Origin of the sequence: Amycolatopsis sp. cmx-8-4 (assembly GCF_046548675.1) — a bacterium.
Taxonomy (GTDB): Bacteria; Actinomycetota; Actinomycetes; order Mycobacteriales; family Pseudonocardiaceae; genus Amycolatopsis.
This window is the reverse complement of the sequence record NZ_JAEBDZ010000020.1, coordinates 21071-39183: the sequence shown is the minus strand read 5'-3', so window position 1 is coordinate 39183 and position 18113 is coordinate 21071. Positions and strand designations below refer to the sequence as shown.

The 18113-nt window shown below is 72.6% G+C and carries 11 protein-coding genes; all 11 read left to right on the top strand.

Annotated features, from left to right (window positions below; genetic code table 11):
- The first annotated feature begins 25 nt into the window (after positions 1-25).
- The 11 genes from ACLJQZ_RS33660 (at position 26) to ACLJQZ_RS33610 (ending at position 18112) form a co-directional block, all read left to right on the top strand.
- The gene (locus ACLJQZ_RS33660) at positions 26-790 is read left to right on the top strand and encodes an AraC family transcriptional regulator (RefSeq protein WP_410623858.1); all 765 of its coding nucleotides are present in this window, start codon (positions 26-28) and stop codon (positions 788-790) included.
- An 85-nt stretch (positions 791-875) separates the two neighbouring features.
- On the top strand, positions 876-1784 hold the full coding sequence (locus ACLJQZ_RS33655; protein ID WP_410623856.1) for an AurF N-oxygenase family protein: 909 nt from the start codon (positions 876-878) through the stop codon (positions 1782-1784).
- 19 nt (positions 1785-1803) lie between these two features.
- On the top strand, positions 1804-3291 hold the full coding sequence (locus ACLJQZ_RS33650; RefSeq protein ID WP_410623854.1) for an FAD-dependent oxidoreductase: 1488 nt from the start codon (positions 1804-1806) through the stop codon (positions 3289-3291).
- Between the two features lie 548 nt (positions 3292-3839).
- A complete protein-coding gene (locus ACLJQZ_RS33645; RefSeq protein WP_247050426.1) occupies positions 3840-4172 on the top strand; it encodes a WXG100 family type VII secretion target in 333 nt (110 codons plus the stop codon).
- A gap of 29 nt (positions 4173-4201) precedes the next feature.
- On the top strand, positions 4202-4501 hold the full coding sequence (locus tag ACLJQZ_RS33640; RefSeq protein ID WP_247050428.1) for a WXG100 family type VII secretion target: 300 nt from the start codon (positions 4202-4204) through the stop codon (positions 4499-4501).
- A 93-nt stretch (positions 4502-4594) separates the two neighbouring features.
- Complete coding sequence (locus ACLJQZ_RS33635; protein ID WP_328456882.1) at positions 4595-5161, top strand: hypothetical protein; 567 nt, start codon at positions 4595-4597, stop codon at positions 5159-5161.
- A gap of 57 nt (positions 5162-5218) precedes the next feature.
- The gene (locus ACLJQZ_RS33630; RefSeq protein WP_410623852.1) at positions 5219-8770 is read left to right on the top strand and encodes a WXG100 family type VII secretion target; all 3552 of its coding nucleotides are present in this window, start codon (positions 5219-5221) and stop codon (positions 8768-8770) included.
- Complete coding sequence (gene eccCa, locus ACLJQZ_RS33625; protein WP_410623850.1) at positions 8767-12774, top strand: type VII secretion protein EccCa; 4008 nt, start codon at positions 8767-8769, stop codon at positions 12772-12774. Before ACLJQZ_RS33630 ends, eccCa begins: the two co-directional genes overlap by 4 nt.
- Positions 12775-12779: 5 nt before the next feature.
- Positions 12780-14159, top strand: a complete 1380-nt coding sequence (eccD, locus tag ACLJQZ_RS33620; protein ID WP_410624082.1) for a type VII secretion integral membrane protein EccD — start codon at positions 12780-12782, stop codon at positions 14157-14159.
- 382 nt (positions 14160-14541) lie between these two features.
- Entirely contained in the window at positions 14542-14784 is a 243-nt protein-coding gene (locus tag ACLJQZ_RS33615; protein ID WP_247050436.1) for a type VII secretion protein EccB, read from the top strand.
- A gap of 13 nt (positions 14785-14797) precedes the next feature.
- The gene (locus ACLJQZ_RS33610; RefSeq protein ID WP_410623849.1) at positions 14798-18112 is read left to right on the top strand and encodes a hypothetical protein; all 3315 of its coding nucleotides are present in this window, start codon (positions 14798-14800) and stop codon (positions 18110-18112) included.
- The last annotated feature ends 1 nt before the right edge of the window (position 18113 follow it).

Here is an 18113-nt window from a genome sequence, read left to right as displayed (position 1 = left end):
GTTCCGGCCACCTAGGCTCGACGGCGTGCGCAACACCCACATCGACACCGTGGACGACCTCGACCGCGACGTCGTCGCCATCGGCACCGACTACCCGCCCCGGCACGTGCTCCCCGAGCACCGCCACCGCCGGGCCCAGGTGCTCTACGGCGTCACCGGCTCGATGCGCGTCGAGACGGCCGACGGCGCGTGGACCGTCCCGCCGCACCGGGCCGTGCTGATCCCCGCCGGCACGCCGCACGCGGTCCGGATGACCGGCGTCAGCACACGCAGCCTGTACGTCGAACCCCGTGCGGTGCCGTGGTTCCCGGCCCGCTGCCGGGTCGTCGAGGTGACGCCGTTGCTGCGCGAGCTGCTGCGGGAGGCGGTCGACATCGAACCGCGCTACGCCGCCCGCGGGCGTGACGCCGTCCTGCTGCAGCTGGTCCTGCACGAACTGCGCCGGGCCGCGCCGCTGCCGCTCGACCTGCCGCTGCCGGCCGACCCGGAGCTGCGCCGGCTGTGCCAGGACTTCCTCGCCGCACCGCGCGTCGACGTCCGGCCGGCGGCCTGGGCGGCCCGGCTGCACGTCGCCGAGCGGACGCTGCACCGCCGGTTCCGCGCCGAGACCGGGCTCGGCCTCGCGCCGTGGCGGCGTCGTGCCTGCGTGCTGCACGCGTTGCCGCTGCTCGCGGCGGGTGCGCCGGTGGCCGAGGTGGCCACCGGCCTCGGCTACGCGGGCCCGGGCGCGTTCACCACGATGTTCCACCGCCTGCTCGGCGCGCCACCCAGCGAGTTCCGCGAACGCTGACTCCGAGGACGGGTGTGCACTGGAACATCTATGTGTTACGGTTGGTAACAGTAAACTGCGGTAACACCATGACGAGGAGGTCGGCATGACGAGCATCAGCGAACGCGAGCCGGAGATGTCGGACCGCGAGACCATCGCGCGCCGGCTGCTGGACTCGTCGGAGCAGCTCTCGTACGACCCCGTCAAGGAGGTCGACTGGGAGACGCCGCTCGACAGGGACTTCCACGGCGCCAGCCCCGAGTGGAGCACGCTCTACGGGACGTCGTACTGGGCCGAGATGACCCCGGCGCAGCAGCGTGAGCTGACCCGCCACGAGGCGGCGTCGGTGGCGAGCACCGGGATCTGGTTCGAGATGATCCTGCAGCAGATGATCCTGCGGGACTTCTACGCCAAGGACCCGACCGATCCCGCGTTCCAGTGGGCGCTGACCGAGATCGCCGACGAGTGCCGGCACTCGATCATGTTCGCCCGCGGCGCGGCGAAGCTGGGCGCGCCCGCTTACCGCCCGCGCCGGTTCGTCGTCGAGGCCGGCCGGATCTTCAAGGCCACCGCGACCGGCGAAGCCGCCTACGCGGCGATCCTCGTCGCCGAAGAGGTCCTCGACGTCATGCAGCGCGACTGGATGCGCGACGAGCGCGTCGTCCCGTTCGTCCGGACCATCAACAACATCCACGTCGTCGAAGAGTCGCGCCACATGAAGTTCGCGCGCGAGGAGACCCGTCAGCGGCTCGAGGGCGCCGGCTGGGTGCGGCGGCAGATCAACGCCCTGGTCGTCGCGATCGCGTCGTTCTTCATCGTCACCAGCATGGTGAACCACCAGGTGTACGAGAACGCCGGGCTCGACGGCGAGCGCGCCCGGCGCGAGGCGAAGGCCAACCAGCACCACAAGTCGATGCTGCGCTCGAGCTGCTCTGGGCTGATGGAGTTCCTCCACTCCGCCGGGCTGCTGACCAAGCCGGCGCTGTGGTTCTACAAGCGCGCGAACCTGATCTGACGGCCCCGGAGTCTACGAGATGGCCTTCGCGATCACGCAGACCTGCTGCGCCGACGCCTCCTGCGTGTCGGTCTGCCCGGTCAACTGCATCCACCCGACGCCGGACGAGCCGGACTTCGGCCGCACCGAGATGCTCTACGTCGACCCGGCCACCTGCATCGACTGCGGCGCCTGCGCCGACGCGTGCCCGGTCGACGCGATCTTCCCGGCCGGCGACCTCACCGGGCCGCTGCGGGCCTACGAGGAGATCAACGCCGAGTACTACGCGGGCCAGGACGTGCTGGCCGGGGCGAGCGCCGCGCCCAACTTCCACCGCTGGGCGCCCCCGGCGTTCACCCGGGTGCTCCCGAGCGACTTCGCGCCGCTGGACGTCGCGGTCGTCGGCAGTGGCCCGGCGGGTATGTACGCCGTCGAGGACCTGCTGCTGCACACCGACGCCCGGGTCACCCTGGTCGACCGCCTGCCGGTGGCCGGCGGCCTGATCCGCTTCGGCGTCGCGCCCGACCACCCGTCGACGAAGAAGATCGGCGAGACGTTCGCGCGGTTCCACGACCACCCGCGGCTGCGGCTGCGCCTCGGCACCGAAGTCGGCCGCGACGTCACCGCGGCGGAGCTGGCTTCGCGGCACGACGCGGTGGTCTACGCGGTCGGCGCCACAGCGGCCCGCCCCCTCGGCGTCCCAGGGGAGGAGCTGCCCGGCAGCCTGGCCGCGGCGACCGTCGTCGGCTGGTACAACGGCCACCCGGACATCGCGCCCGGCGCCGTCGACCTCTCGGCCGAGCGGGTGGCCGTCGTCGGCACCGGCAACGTCGCCCTCGACATCGCCCGCATCCTCACCGCCGACCCCGAGAGCCTGGTGGGCACGGAGATCGCCCCGGCCGCGCTGGCCCGGCTGCGGTCGAGCAAGGTGCGCGAGGTCGTGCTGCTCGCCCGCCACGGCCCGGTGACCGCCGCTTACACGCGGCCGGAGCTGCTGGCCCTCGCCGAACGCGCCGGCGTCGACCTCGTGGTCGATACGCACGACCCGCGCGTCGCGACGGCGATCGACCAAGGGGAAGGCAAGGCGGCGTTGCTGCGCGGCCTGCCGCGCGAGACCGTGGACTGGTCCACGCCGCCGCCGGACGACCGCCGCCGCGTCGTGCTGCGGTTCCACTCGGCGCCGCTCGCGTTCACCGGCGACACCGAGGTCCGGGGCGTGCGCGTCACCGGCGCCGGGGGTGACGTCGAGATCGGCGCGGGCCGGGTCGTCCGGGCCGCCGGGTTCCGCGGCACCGGCGTGCCGGGCCTGCCGTTCGACGAGGCGACGGGAACCGTGCCGAACGTCGAGGGCCGCGTCGAGGGCCACCCGGGCACCTACGTCGCGGGCTGGATCAAGCGGGGGCCGTCCGGCGGCATCGGGGCGAACCGGGCGTGCGCCCGCGAGACGGTCGGCGCCCTGCTCGAGGACGCCGTCGCCGGCCGGCTGCCGGTGCGCCGCCGCGTCCGGAAGCTCTTCAGCCGCGCCTGAGTGCCCGTTCGTCCACCACCCCGGTCGCCGCGGAGACCGGGGTGGTTTCGTCTTCGCGGCATCCCCCGGATGAGTGATGCGGTACCGCACCAAATCCGGTTCGGTACCGAAGAAATAAGAATGTCCACACCGGACAAGCCGCGTATTCGCGCACGGCTCCGGCGCGACTATTCCTCGCCGGTGGAATGAATCCGCGACTTTCGTAGGGGTTGCTCCCGCGCGCGCCGGGCGTTCGCGGGCAGACATTCGTGGCCGGAGGGGCAGCCACCCGGCGCCGCGGCCGGATTTCGGGGCCGTCTTGCTGGGTGGTGACCACGAATGTCCGGTTCTGCCCGACCGTTCGCGCCTGTGTGTCCTTAAGGGAACTGCGTCGCGCGCCCTTCGGAAATCATCCATACGATCATCGTGCTGTCTCCGTCAGGCTTTCACGTCTTCCGGCGTCGAGAGTGCCGGGCGGGGCGATGCCGGGGCCCGCGGAACTCCTTTGTGGACGGAGGCGGCCCGACCCCGTTGAGGCAGGGCAGAACAACGGATTCGAGGAGGCGAAAATGGCGGCTCAGAACGGCGCCAAGGTAGACACCGGGATCATGCGCCAAGGCGCTAGCACCATCACCGACACCGGCCAGGGCATCACGGGCGTGAACCGCCAGGTGGACTCCACGATGCAGGAGCTGCTGGGCACCTGGCGCTCGGACGCGGCCGTGGTCTTCCACGAGGCGATGGGCACGTTCGACCGCACCGTGCAGACGATCGTCGACCGGCTGAACACGCTTTCCCAGCACGTCACGACCGGCGCGAACGACTACGACCGCCAGGACGAGGACAACACCTCGAACGTGCGTCAGCAGGCGGCGACCATCGGCGGCCTCCCCGGCTTCTGACCGGACTCCCACATCGGAAAGGAAAACCCATGGCTCTGGGTCAGTTCACCATCAGCTTCGCGCAGATGGAAGCCACGGTCGGGCGCGCGCAGCAGCAGTCGCAGCAGATCACCGAGCTGCTCGACCAGATGAACCGCACCATCACCGCGCAGCGCGAGCACTGGCTCGGCAGCGCGGCCGACGAGTTCCAGTCGACCTACGAGTGGTGCCGCCAGCAGGCGCTGACGCTCCCGCAGTCGCTCGACGCCGCCGGCCGCACGCTGGCGACCGTCAACGAGGGCACGTCGAGCACCGAGAGCGCCAACGCGACGCGGTTCGCGCAGCGCTGAGGCTCCCGCGCTCCGGCCGGGGCCCGGCCAGTCAGCCGCCGCGCCCCGGCCGGTTCGTCCGAACGCGACAGACCGGAAAGGACTCCTCCCGCCATGGCTTTCGACCCGGTGGTCTTCGAAACCGCCCAGATCGCGAACCCGAACAACCAGCACAGCGACACCCCGCCGTCGACCGAGGGCGCGTTCAACAGCCCCGGCCATCAGGACCCGGGCGACCAGGGCAACGTCTACATCCCGGTCGGTGACGTCTCCACCGCGCCGCCGGTCCCGGGCGGCGCGGACCACCCCGGCAAGGGCGTCACCGCGGTGAACACCCAGGCGATGCACACGTTCGCGCAGAACCTGCGCACGCTCGCCGACGGCCCGCTGGCCAAGCTGCCGGGCCAGCTCGACACCGTGAACATCAAGCCGGGCGTGTTCGCCACCGCGCACGACAAGCTCATCCAGCCGATCGTCGGCGAGGGCGGCCTGCGCGACTCGACCCGCACCACCGTGCAGGACCTCATCACGGCGATGCACGACGCCGCGGACGCGGTCGACAAGGCGGCCAACGCCTACGACTCCGCCGACGAGGCCAACAAGATGACGACCGACGCCTACAACCAGTACTTCGGGCAGCTGAGCTCGGAGATCACCGGCGCGGGTTCCAAGCAACACTGATCGCGGGCGGGGTTCCGGCGGGCTGAGCCGAACCAGGGAACGGGCGAGCGAGGGACGATGGGCGACGACAACAACACCCACGGGTTCACCCAGGACGACAACGGCGTCTGGCCGGATTCCAGCAACACGCCGACGAACTCCACCGGCGACCCCGGCAAGGACTTCGACGGCCTGACCTGGAAGCAGATCGAAGCCGCCATCCTCGGCGGCGGATCGATGGCGCCCGGCCAGGACCAGGCCGACCAGGCCTACGGCAACGTCAACTGGCAGTCCCTGCAAGCCGCCGCCGGCGTGTTCCAGACGACGCAGATGAGCCTCGCCGTCGTAGCCGAGGCCATCCAGAAGCAGGTCGAGGCGCTCGCCGGCGAAGACGGCCCGTGGAAGGGCACCGCGGCGACGAACTTCAAGGGCATGATGAACGACATGGCCTCGAAGTTCCAAGGCCTCGTCCACCAGATCAGCGACGGCAGCAGCGGCGGCCGCAACATCCCGAACCAGCTGGCCAACTCGGCCGCGTACCTGCAGTGGGCGCAGAACACCTTGCGCTACATCGACTCCTACTACGCCCAGCAGGTCATCGCGCGCGGCAAGGTGCTCAACGACGGGCGCGCGTACATCTCGCAGTTCCCCGACGCCGTCGAGATGATGACGAACGACATGCGCCAGGTCGGCAACCAGCTGTCCGGCAAGTACCACTCGTTCTCCGTCGCCAGCTACACCGCGCCGCCGCCGGCGACCCCGCCGCCCGTGGACGTCCCGCCGCCGCCTCCGCCGCCCGAAGCCCCGCCGCCCCCGGACATCCCGCCTCCCGCGGACGCGCCGCCCCCGCCCGCCATCCCGCCGCCGCCCGGCGGTTCCGGTGGCGGCGGCGGTGGTGGCGACGTGCCGCCTCCCGAACTCCCGCCTCCGCCCGGCGACACGGGCGGTGGCGGTGGCGGCGGAAATCCGCCGCCGTTGTCCAGCGCCGAAATCCCGCCGCCACCCGGTGGGGACTCCGGCCTGGGCGGGGACGGCGGGGGCACACCCCCGCCGTTCCAGAACCTCGCCGTCGCGCCGCCGCCCGGCGCGGGCGGCACCGGTGGCCCCGGTGATCTCGGGGCCATCACCCCGCCTTCGCTCGACGGCCCGCCTGGGGACGCCGGCGCGGGCGGTGGCGCCCTGCCGCCGTTGACCTCGCCGAACCTGACCCCGCCGCCGTCCGGCGCGGGGGGCAAGGACGGCCCGAAGGCCGGCGGCCTCGGCGACATCAAGTCGCCCGCGCTCGACAGCCCGCCGGGCGACGTCGGCGCCGGTGGCCTGGGCGACATCAAGCCGCCGTCGTTCGACTCGGCACCGGGTGACGTCGGCGCCGGTGGTGGCGCGGGTGGTCTCAACGGCCTCGGCGACCTGAAGTCGCCGGCGCCGGGCAACCCGCCGGGTGCCGGCGGTCTCAACGGGCTGGGCGCGAACGCCCTCAACCCGGCCGACGTGCCGTCGTCCCTGCAGGATCCCAAGGCGGGTGGCGGTTTCACCTCGCCGATGGGTGGTGGCATGCCGATGATGCCGCCGGGTGGCATGGGCGGCGGGATGAACCCCGCCGGCGCGGAGCGCCCGGACTCGGCCGGCCTGCTCGGCGGCGTCGACAAGCCGTGGACCAGCAGCCTCCCGGACGGTCTCGGCGACCCCAGCGCACTGACCGACGCCCCGGCGTTGAAGTCGGCTTCGTGGTCGGCGCCTCCGGGTGACGTCGGCGGCGCGGGCGGCGTCGGCGATGTCGGCGGCGCGGGTGGCCTCGGCGACGTCGGTGCGAACGTTCCCGATCCGGGTGGCATCAAAGGTCTGGACCCGAGTCAGCTGCAGGCGCCCGGCGACCTTTCGTCGTCGAACGGTGGTCAGCAGCAGGGCATGCCGGGTGCGGGGATGCCGATGATGCCGCCGGGCGGCATGGGCGGCGGGATGAACCCCACCGGCGCGGAACGCCCCGATTCGGCGGGGCTGCTCGGCGGTGTCGACGCGCCTTGGGATTCGGCGCTGCCGGACGGCCTGGGCGACCCGAGTTCGTTCGGCGAGACCCCGGCGCTGCAGTCGGCTTCCTGGTCGGCGCCTCCGGGTGACGTCGGCGGCGCGGGCGGTGTCGGTGGCCTCGGCGACCTCGGTGCCGGCATTTCCGATCCGGGTGGCATCAAGGGCCTGGACCCCAGTCAGTTGCAGGCGCCGGGCGGTCTTTCGTCGTCGAATGGCGTTCAGCAGCAGGGAATGCCGGGTTCGGGGATGCCGATGATGCCGCCGGGTGGCACGGGTGGCGGCATGAACCCGACCGGCGCGGAGCGGCCGGATTCGGCCGGTCTGCTGGGTGGCGTGGACGCACCGTGGACGGCGGACGTGCCGGACGGTCTCGGCGACCCGAGTTCGTTCGGCGAGACTCCCGCGCTGCAGTCGGCTTCCTGGTCGGCGCCTCCGGGCGATGTCGGCGGTGCCGGTGACCTGGGCGGTGCCGGTGACCTCGGCGGGATCGGCGGCGCGGACGCGGTCGACCCGGGCGGCATCAAGGGCCTCGACGCGAGCCAGCTGCAGGCGCCGGGCGGCCTGTCGTCGGCGAATTCTCCGCAGCAGCAGGCATTCCCGGGTTCGGGCATGCCGATGATGCCGCCGGGCGGCATGGGCGGTGGCGCGAACCCGACGGGTGCCGAGCGCCCGGATTCGGCCGGTCTGCTCGGCGGTATCGACGCGCCGTGGACGCCGGACGCGCCCAGCGGCGTCGGCGACCCGACCTCCGTCGGCGAGACTCCGGCGTTGGGCGCGGCCTCGTGGTCGTCGCCGGTGACTCCGTCCGCCGGAACGCCGCTGACCCCGCCCGGAGGCGTGGGCGGCGGCGTCCCGGCCAGCGGCGAACGTCCCGATTCGGCGGGTCTGCTCGGCGGTGTCGAGAGCCCGTGGACCCCGGAGGTCACCGGTCACGGCGACCCGGTCACCGCCGGCGCCATGCCGATGATGCCGCCGCCGATGACCCCGCCCGACAACGGCGCCACCGCGGAACGTCCCGACTCCGCCGGTCTGCTCGGCGGCGACAGCTCGGCCTGGGCCACCGCCGGCACCCCGGGCGAACCCGACCCGGGCGCCGGCACCCCGCGCGGCTGGGCGACGGCCGTGCCGGTCAGTGGCTGGGGCACCGCGCCCGTCGGGAAGTCCATATCGGACGATCACGACGACGACGTGCGGATCTCCGTCGTGCGGCCCGTCGAGTCGAGCGAAGACACCTCCGCCTGGGACGTCGGCACCGCCGAGTTCCTGCCCGGCCTCCTCCCGTTCGAGGCGGTCGCGCCGGCGGGGGAGTCCGAAGTGGACGTCAGCACGGACCTCGTCGAACGCAGTGACGAGCCGTGGCGGCCCGCCGAAGACGAGCCGCGGGAAACGTACCGGCGGATCCGGGTCGGTGACGGCGAGTCCATTCCGGACGAGCTGCCGACCTGCGGTGACGGCCCGGCCCTCGACACCGAAGCCGAGGCGCCGGAACCGGAAGCCGAAGAAGGCGAAGAGGAAGAGGCCGAACGCACCATGGCGGACCTGCTGAGCCAGGACGACTCCGCGTGGGGCCGTCCCGCGAGCCGGCCTTCGGGGGTGCTGGAGTGAGCACGGAAACCGTCAAGCGCGGCCCGCGCGCGTCCGGCCCCGAGCTGCCCGAAGGCCAGGAAGAGCTGCAGGAGCCGCCGGTTCTCGCCGAACCGGCGGCGCGGGACTTCAACTCGCTGCTGATGATGCTGCCGATGGGCATCGGGTCGATGGTGATGGTGCTGTCGTTCTCCGGCGTCGGCGGCAGCTCGCCGATGACCTACGTCCTCGGCGGCGGCATGGGCCTGTCCATGATGGCCATGAGCGTCGGCCAGCTCACCCGCGCGGTGGGGGAGCGCAAGCGCAAGATGCGCGCCGAACGCCGGGACTACCTGCGCTACATCGCGCAGGTCCGCACCCGGGCGCGGGCGACGGCCGAGCAGCAGCGGCGGGCGGTGGCGTGGAACAACCCGTCGCCGGACTCGCTGTGGTCGCTGTCGATGGGACGGCGGCTGTGGGAGCGGCGCGTCAGCCACGACGACTTCGGCCGCGTCCGCATCGGCCTGGGCTCGCAGCAGTCGGCGCTCGAACTGGTCCCACCGGTGACGAAGCCGATCGAGGACCTCGAACCGCTGTCGGCGATCTCCCTGCGCCGCTTCACCGAGACCTACCGGTCGCTCTCGGGCATCCCGACGGCGGTCGGCCTGCGCAGCTTCACCAGCGTCGAGTTCGACGGCGACCCCGAGGCCGCCGCGAACCTGGTGCGGGCGATGCTGGCGCAGCTGGTCGTGTTCCACTCGCCGGACGAGCTGCGGATCGCCGTGCTCACCACCGAAGCCGCGCAGTCCCAGTGGGACTGGGTGAAGTGGCTGCCGCACAACCAGCACGCCACCCTGCGTGACCCGGCGGGCCCGCTGCGGCTGCTGGCCGCCGACCACGACGACCTGATGGACGTCCTCGGCCCGGACGTCGCCGACCGCGACGACCACGACAAGGCCGTCGGCCCGACCACGACCGAACCGTTCGTGGTGATCGTCGCGCACCTGGCGATGATCCCCGAGTCGTCGCGGCTGCTGGGCGCGGGCCTGCGCAACGTCGTGCTGCTGGACGTCACCGGCGCGCTTCCCGGTGGCCCCAAGGTCTTGCGGCTGACCACAAAGGACGATCGCGTCGAGTTCCCGGCCGGCACCGGCGTCGGCTCCGCGGTCCGCGACGAACTCTCGGTGACGCAGATCGAGGGCCTGGCCCGGCTGCTGTCGCCGAAGCGCACCAGCGGCACCCTGGAGATCACCGAGCAGCCCCTCGAGAGCGACTTCGGGCTGACCGCGCTGCTGGGCATCCGCGACGTCCACAGCTTCGACATCCCGGCGCAGTGGCGCCCGCGCGCGGTGCAGCGCGCGCGGATGTCGGTGCCGATCGGCGTCACCGAGGACGGCGAGATCGTCGAGCTGGACCTCAAGGAGTCCGCGCAGGGCGGCATGGGCCCGCACGGCATGCTCATCGGCGCCACGGGCTCGGGCAAGTCCGAGCTGCTGCGCACCCTGGTCCTCGGCCTGGCCGCGACGCATTCGTCGGAGATCCTCAACTTCGTCCTCGTCGACTTCAAGGGCGGCGCGACGTTCCTCGGCATGGACCGGCTGCCGCACACCTCGGCGATGATCACCAACCTGGCCGACGAGCTGCCGCTGGTCGACCGGATGCAGGACTCGCTCAACGGTGAGATGGTGCGCCGCCAGGAGCAGCTGCGCGCGAGCGGCCACCCGTCGCTGTTCGAGTACGAGAAGGCCCGCGCGGCCGGCGAGCAGCTGCCGCCGATGCCGACGCTCTTCCTGGTCGTCGACGAGTTCTCCGAGCTGCTGAGCGCGAAGCCGGAGTTCATGGAGCTGTTCGTCTCGGTCGGGCGGCTGGGGCGCAGCCTCGGCGTCCACCTGCTGCTCGCGTCGCAGCGGCTGGACGAAGGCCGCATCCACCGCGTCGAAGGCCACCTGTCGTACCGGATCGCGCTGCGGACGTTCTCCTCGATGGAGTCCCGCAGCGTCATCGGCGTCGGCAACGCCTACGAGCTGCCGTCCGAACCGGGCAACGGCTACCTCAAGATCGACACGACGAACCTGGTGCGCTTCAAGGCCGCCTACGTCTCGGGCCCGGTCCCGGCCGGCGGCGGTGACGGCGCGAGCGACGTCGCCCGCGCGGGTGCCGAAGTCGTCCCGTTCTTCACCCGGACCCGGCCGACCCGGTTCATCGTCCGCGACGACGAGCCGGACCCCACCGCCGAGAAGACCGCCCAGGAAGTCCTCGAAACCGCGCCGAGCGGGCCGACCCTGGCGGACGCGTTCGTCGAGCGGCTCACCGGCGCGGGCCCGGCGGCGCGTCAGGTGTGGCTGCCGCCGCTGGCCGAGTCGCCGAGCCTGGACGCGCTCCTGCCGGGCGTCCTGCCGGACGCCGTGCGCGGCATGAGCGTGCAGGACCCGGCCCAGCTGGGCCGGCTGCGGGTGCCGCTGGGCATGATCGACCGGCCGTTCGAGCAGGTCCGCGAGCTGCTGACGGCGGACCTGTCCGGCGCGGCCGGGCACGTCGCGGTCGTCGGCGGCCCGCAGACCGGCAAGTCGACGCTGCTGCGGACCCTGGTGCTGGCCCTGGCCATGACGCACACGCCGGCGGAGGTCCAGTTCTACGGGCTGGACTTCGGCGGCGGCGGGATCATGTCGATCAGCGGCCTGCCGCACGTCGGCTCGGTCGCCACCCGCCTCGAGCGCGACCGCGTCGTGCGGACCATCGAAGAGATCTCCCAGATCATGGAGCACCGCGAGAACATCTTCTCCGAACGCGGCGTCGAGTCGATGGACGTCTACCGCCAGTTGCGCCGCCGCGGCCAGGTCGAGGACGCCTTCGGTGACGTCTTCCTGGTCGTCGACGGCTGGTACTCGCTCAAGAACGACTACTCCGAGCTGGAGCAGAAGATCGGCGAGCTCGCCTCGCGCGGCCTGTCGTTCGGCATCCACGTCGTGATCGCGTCGACCCGCTGGTCGGAGATCCGGCCGTACCTGCGCGACCTGCTGCAGAGCCGGTTCGAGCTGCGCCTCGGCGACCCGATGGAGTCCGAGATCGGCTCCCGCAAGGCGAAGACCGTGCCGAGTCAGCCGGGCCGCGGCCTGACCCCGGACGGCCTGCACTTCCTCGCCGGCCTGCCCCGGATGGACGGCAGCGCCGCGACGGACGACCTCGCCGCGGCGACCAAGGCCGTCGCCGAAGAGGTGCACACGTTCTGGCCGGGCCGCCGCGCGCCGGCCGTGCGGCTGCTGCCCGCGACGTTGCCGCTGTCCGAGCTGCCCCGCCCCGACGGCGACCTGCGGCTGGCCCTGGGCCAGGACGAGAAGCGGCTGCTGCCGGTGTGGCACGACTTCCGCGCCACGCCGCACCTGCTGGTGTTCGGCGACAACGAGACCGGCAAGACCAACATGCTGCGGCTGGTGCTGCGCTCGGTGCTGGCGCGGTACGGGCCGGGCGAGGCGAAGATCGTGCTCGCCGACCCGAGCCGTCAGCTCGACGCCGAGGTCCCCGAGGCCTACCGCGTCGGCTACGCGACCACGACCGAGGCGCTGCAGGAACTCGCGACCCAGACCGGGGTTTCGCTCTCGCCGCGGGTGCCGGACCAGAGCGTCACCGCCGACCGGCTCAAGCGCCGCGACTGGTGGACCGGCCCCCGGCTGTTCCTCGTCGTCGACGACTACCAGCTGCTCACCGGCGGCATGGGCTCGCCGCTCGAGCCGCTGCTGTCGCTGCTCGCGCAGGGCGCTTACATCGGCATGCACCTGGTCGTCGCGCGCAGCACGTCGGGCGCGATGCGCGCGCTGAGCGACCCGGTGATCCGCCGGCTGTGGGAGCTGGGCAGTCCCGGCGTCGTCTTCTCCTACCCCAAGGAAGAAGGCAAGTTCCTCGGCGAGGCCGCGCCGCGCAAGCTGCCGGCCGGCCGCGCCCAGCTCGTCACCCGCCGCGGCGTGAAGCTCGTCCAGACCGGCTTCGTCCCCGGTCCCGACCAGCTCGTCGGCAGCACATTCGGCACTCTCGAAGGGAGCGGACGTTGACCGCCATGCAGCAGGGCGAGCTGTGCCGGGTCACCGTGCACGGCCCGCAGGGACGCGCCGACCTGGCCGTGCCGATGGGTGTCCCGGTGACGAGCCTGCTGCCGGTGCTGCTGCGGCACACCGGCGGCCACGAGGACCTCGGCGACTCGTGGGTGCTGCAGCGCCTCGGCGAGGCGCCGCTCGACCCGGCGGGCACGCCGGAGTCGCTCGACTGGAAGGAGGGGGAGGAGTTCCACCTCCGCCCCCGGCTGGACCCGTTGCCGGAACTGGACTTCGACGACATCGCCGACGGCATGGCCACCGCCGTCAGCCGCCAGGCCGGCCGCTGGAAGCCCGAGTTCAACCGGTTCCTGTTCCTCGGTTTCGCCATCGCCGGCCTGCTGGTGCTGGCCCGGGTGCTGCTCTACCCGGGCGCCCTGGGCCTGTCCGCCATCGGCTGCGCCGTCGTGGCACTGGGCCTGCTGGTCGCGGCCGTCGGCTCGGGCGTCCGGTCCGAAGACACGGCGCTGATCACGCTGCTCGGCCTGGGCGGCTGCGGGTTCGCGTTCGTGGCGGGCGCGGTCGCCGTCGCGGGCCTCGGGCCGGCGTTCGACCTGCAGACCGCGCCACTGCTGTCCGGCTGCCTCGCGTCCGGTTTGGCGGGCGGCCTGATGCTGGGCGGCCGGGCCGCGTGGGCGCCGGCCACGCCGTTCGTCCCGTTCGGCACGGTCGTGGCCACCTCCGCGGCCGGCGCGATCACCCTGTGGCTGCACTACGGCCCGGAGTTCTCGCCGGTGCAGTCGGCCGCGCTGGTCTCGGCCGTCCTCATCGGCCTGCTGGTGTTCGCGCCCCGGATCGGCATCCGGTTCGCGCGCATCCGCGGCCCGCAGCTGCCGCGCACGGCCGACGAACTGCAGTACGACATCGAGCCCGCGCCGGCGGAGAAGATGGTCGCACAGACCGCGTACGCCGATGGTTACCTCACGATCGCCTGCGTCACCTCGGCTGTTGTTTTCGCGTGCTCCTTCCCTTTCTTGGTCGGCCAAGGCCTGTTCCCCGGCATCCTCGCCGGCCTGCTCGCGGCGGCCGTGCTGATGCGCTCGCGCAGCCTGCTGGGCGCGTGGCAGCGAGTGCCGCTGGCCGTCGCCGGCGCGCTCGGGTTGGTGCTGCTGACGTTCTCGCTGATCGAACCGCTCACCCCGAACTGGCGCGGCGCGTCCGCGGCCGGGGTGGTGCTGGTGTTCTTCCTGCTGGTGCTGGCGATGCTGCGACCCCCGCCGCGGCGGCTGCTGCCGATCTGGGGCCACCTGGCCAACTGGCTGGAGACGTTGAGCGCCGTCGCGATCCTCCCGATCCTGCTGCAGCTGTTCGGGACGTACGCCTGGGCGATCGGACTGACGGCATGACGGCCTCACAGGCTTACGGAATGACGGTCATACCGTCTAACCGTATGTCTGTCTCACGGTCAGCCGGTCAGCCGGTCAGTCCGCCCGCCCGTCTGCCCGCCTGCCCGCCTGCCCGCCTGCCGGTCAGACCGTCAGTCCGTCAGTCCGTCAGTCCGTCAGCCCGTATGTCGGTCAGTCGGTCATACCGTCTGCCTGTCAGCCAGTGCGCCAGTCAGTCCGTCTGCCCCGCCAGTTCGTCTGGCGGCCTACCCGTCTACCCGTCTGTCGGTCTGCCGGTCTGGCCGTCTGCCGGAGTGTCAGCCTGACGGTATAACCGTATGACTGTATGACCGTATGTCAGAGCAACCGTACGACCGTAAGACTGCGAATGAGGTGATCGAGCATGGTGCAGACGCAAAAGGACCACGTCGAGGCGTATTCGTTCCTCATCGGGCGGATGACCTCGGCCCTCGTGCTCGGCGACGCGAGCCATCTCGACGTGCCCGCCAAGCGCACCTGGACCGGCCTGTTGGTCGGCGCGGCGCTGGCGGTGCTGATCGTGCTGGGGTTCTTCGTGTTCGGCCTGATCGCCCACCACACCGGGCACGCCGTCCAGGCGACGCCGCCCCCGGTCCGCCGAGCCTGAAAGGAGCGTCACCATGGATCTCTCGCTGGTGCGCCGCCGCGGCGGCCCGGAAACCGATCTGAACCGGCAGACGGTCGGCAACGCCCTGGTCGTCCACCCCGCCGCCGGGATGACGGAGGAGGCGCAGGCGCTCGCGCTGGGCGTCGCCGCCGACTCCGAGCACGACCTCGTCGTCGTCGACCTGCCGGTGGACTCGCCGATCTCCCTGTGGGAATCGGTGGCGAAGGCGCTGCCGCGGCGTCGTCGCGGAGTGCGTCTCGTCATCGGCGGGCGCTCGCGGGAGACCTCGGCCCTGGCGGGGCAGTGGCTGGCCGAGCGGATCGGCCGTCCGGTGCTGGCCCCGGACGGTTCGGTGATCCCGAGCGCGGGCGGCGCCCTGTTCGTCCACAGTGGACGCGGCAGCGGCTGGGTCCGCTTCCAGCCCGGCCGGCCGCCGAAGTGGGAGGCCAAGCGCTTCCCGCGTCCGTCCTGGGACTCGGGCGTCACGGCCGAACTGACGTCGACGAGCTCCCGCGGCGTGGCCGAGCCGCTGCCGGGCGGCCTCTGGATCCGCCCGGTCGGCTTCGACCGCCAGCTCGGCTACCACCGCTCCGCGTTGATCCGCGGGCTGCCGGCGCTGCCGGACACGATGACGATCGTCCTCGGCTGCCCGGGCTGCCCGCCCCTGACGATGGACGACGCGGCCCGCCTGTGGATGCGTCTGCCGGAACCGGTGCGCCACAAGGCCCGTTTCGTCCAGTACGGCCCGATGTCGGTGCCGTCCGGCACGACCCTGGGCCAGTCGCTCGCCGACCTGCTGGGCCGCGAAGTCGGGTTCTACAGTGGACTCCCGATCGGCACCCCGCACGACCTCGACGTCTGGACGGTGCTCTACGACGGCGGTCTCGGCTGGGCCACGTTCGCCCGCGAGCTGGCGTACGTCCCTCAGCAGCCGATGCCCCGGATGCTGGACCACCGCCTGCCGATCGAGGGTTTGAAGGAGATCGAGCCCGCCGTCTACTGGTACTCACCGGACGCGGTGCTGGAGGTCGTCCAGTCGGGCCTGCTGCTGCGCCCGCCATCGGCCGGTCCGATGGCCGAGGCACTGCGCGAGGTCACCTTGGACACGTCGGTCCACAACTTGACGTACGACGTCCCGGAGGAGGGCGCGGACGCGGTGGAGCGCATGCGCCTGCTGGCAGAGGACGTCCTGGTGAGGCTGGACGAGCACACCCGCCGCATCAGCCGCATCCTCCCCGCAGCGGCCCTGCTGGCGGAGCGGGCCCGAGCGACGATCCCGCGGCGTGCGATGGCGGAGATCGAAGCCCCTGCGTCGCCGACGACCCCTGCCGCCGCAGTCCCCCCGGCGGCGGCCCCGGCCCGAGTGGGCGGCACGTCCCCGGCGGAGGCCCCGCTGTTGACCATCTCGGAGCGCCTGGACCCGGGCGCGGTGATCGCGGCCTCGCTGACCCCGGTGACGATCACGACGGCAGCGCCGCCACGGACTCCGGCACTGGCTTCGGAGGAGCGAGCAACAGAGGCGGTCAAGGCCCCTTCGCGCGCTTCGGCCGGCCCGGAGATCGCCTCGCCCGCCGGCGCACCGGCGGTCTCTGCCGGTCCGACGACCATCTCTCCTGCTGCGGACAGGGATGCCACGGCAGTGTCCGGCGGCCCGGTCATCCTGCCGCCGCCCGCGGTCACTTCGACAGGTACGGCGACCCCGCCGCCCGCAGGCATGGACGCCCTGGCAACCGGCGCTGCCAAGCCCGGGTCGTTCACATCGCTTGGCCCGGCGACCCCGCCGCCCGCAGGCATGGACGCCCTGGCAACCGGCGCTGCCAAGCCCGGGTCGTTCACGTCGCGTGGTCCGGCGACCCCGCCGCCGGCGGTTCCGCCGATGGGCCTGAACGGTCCGGCGACCCGCGTTCCATGCGTTCCGGTCACTCCGCCCCCGGCAGTTCGGCCCGTCGGCGTGGATGGTCCAGCGATCAGCTCGGTCGCCCCGCCGCCTGCGGTTGCGCCCGCCGGCGTGACTGGTCCCGCGACTGGCGCTTCTCGTGGCCCGGCCACCCCGCCGCCCGCCGATGTGGATGGTCCGGAGTCCGACTCCGCCGCCACTGCGATCAACCCGCAGCCCGAAGCCCTGGCGGAGGTCGCCCGCCCGGCCGTCACCGACCCCGCGCCGCTCCCGCTCCCGGCGGTTCCGCCCGCTGGCCTACGCGAGTCCGCGGCCGGCTCCCTGGTCTCGGGTGGTCCCGCGACCCTGCCGCCGCCCGCGGTTCCGCCGGCGGGAGTCCCTGGTGGACCCGCCGCCACCGGCGGTCCCGCGACCCCGCCGCCGGCAGTTCCGCCCGCCGGAGTTCTCAGCACCTCGGTCGGCGAAACCGCCACCCCACCCGTCGGCGTCCTCAGTGGACCGGCCACTGGAACCGCCACCCCACCTGCCGCCACTCAGCGAGAAACCACCCAGCTCAGCCAGGAAGCGAACACTCCCCAGACCCCGCCGTCCGCGGCTTCGCCCCTCGAGGTCGCGGACGGCGGTACCAGCCACGCCCGGCTCCAGCCCACCCCCGCCGCCGAGGCGACCGCTCTGCTGCCCAAACGAGGCGTCGACAAGGAACGTGAGTGGCTTCGCAAGTCCCTCGGCGCCGAGTACGGCCTCATGTCCAACGCCGCCGCGCGGATCCTCTCCGAGCATCCCGGCTTCCAAGGTGCGCTCGCCGCGTCGCCGGCCGATGTGCTCACCGATGCCGTTGCCGTGCAGCTCTACCTCTCGGCCAAGGGCGCGGCCATCGACGCCGGGCTGCGGGCCGGGCGCAACGGGCCGCACGTGCCGATCGCGCGCTGCGTGGTCGCCGGGCTCGGGCGGCTGCCGTCGCACCGTGGGCCCACGAGTTTCGCCACCAGCCCGACCGCCGGGCAGTGGGCGCTCTACCGGAGCCGGAAAGTGGTCACCGAGTGGGGTTTCCTGCACGCCATGACCGCTCCGATGTCCACTTCGGACGGTGATACTGACATCCTCGTCTGGTCGGTCACCGCCCGCCGGACGAAGCTGCTGGAGCCGGCCGAGGGCGTCGTCAACCGTGCGCTCTTCGTACCCGGTACCAGCTTCAAGGTCCTCGAGATCACCGAGCCCACCGCCACCCAGCGCGGGCTCGTGCTGCTGCGGGAGCTGACCGTGAGCGAGGTGGACGAGACCGGCCGCGTCGCCGCCGACCGGATCTCGCTCGACGAACTGGCGCTCGAGTCGCTGCGGCGCGAACTCGAGGTGTGGGCCGAGACGGACGGCCGCGAACCGATCGCGGCGGCGGCCGCCGAGCGGTTCGGCGTCGTGCCGGGGCTGGTGTGAG

Excerpts from the sequence above, each read along its gene's own strand:
- ACLJQZ_RS33610 (WP_410623849.1), top strand. The coding sequence starts at position 14,798 with ATGGATCTCTCGCTGGTGCGCCGCCGCGGCGGCCCGGAAACCGATCTG.
- ACLJQZ_RS33650 (WP_410623854.1), top strand. The coding sequence starts at position 1,804 with ATGGCCTTCGCGATCACGCAGACCTGCTGCGCCGACGCCTCCTGCGTG.
- ACLJQZ_RS33615 (WP_247050436.1), top strand. The coding sequence starts at position 14,542 with ATGGTGCAGACGCAAAAGGACCACGTCGAGGCGTATTCGTTCCTCATC.
- ACLJQZ_RS33640 (WP_247050428.1), top strand. The coding sequence starts at position 4,202 with ATGGCTCTGGGTCAGTTCACCATCAGCTTCGCGCAGATGGAAGCCACG.
- eccD (WP_410624082.1), top strand. The coding sequence starts at position 12,780 with ATGCAGCAGGGCGAGCTGTGCCGGGTCACCGTGCACGGCCCGCAGGGA.
- ACLJQZ_RS33630 (WP_410623852.1), top strand. The coding sequence starts at position 5,219 with ATGGGCGACGACAACAACACCCACGGGTTCACCCAGGACGACAACGGC.
- ACLJQZ_RS33645 (WP_247050426.1), top strand. The coding sequence starts at position 3,840 with ATGGCGGCTCAGAACGGCGCCAAGGTAGACACCGGGATCATGCGCCAA.
- ACLJQZ_RS33655 (WP_410623856.1), top strand. The coding sequence starts at position 876 with ATGACGAGCATCAGCGAACGCGAGCCGGAGATGTCGGACCGCGAGACC.
- ACLJQZ_RS33635 (WP_328456882.1), top strand. The coding sequence starts at position 4,595 with ATGGCTTTCGACCCGGTGGTCTTCGAAACCGCCCAGATCGCGAACCCG.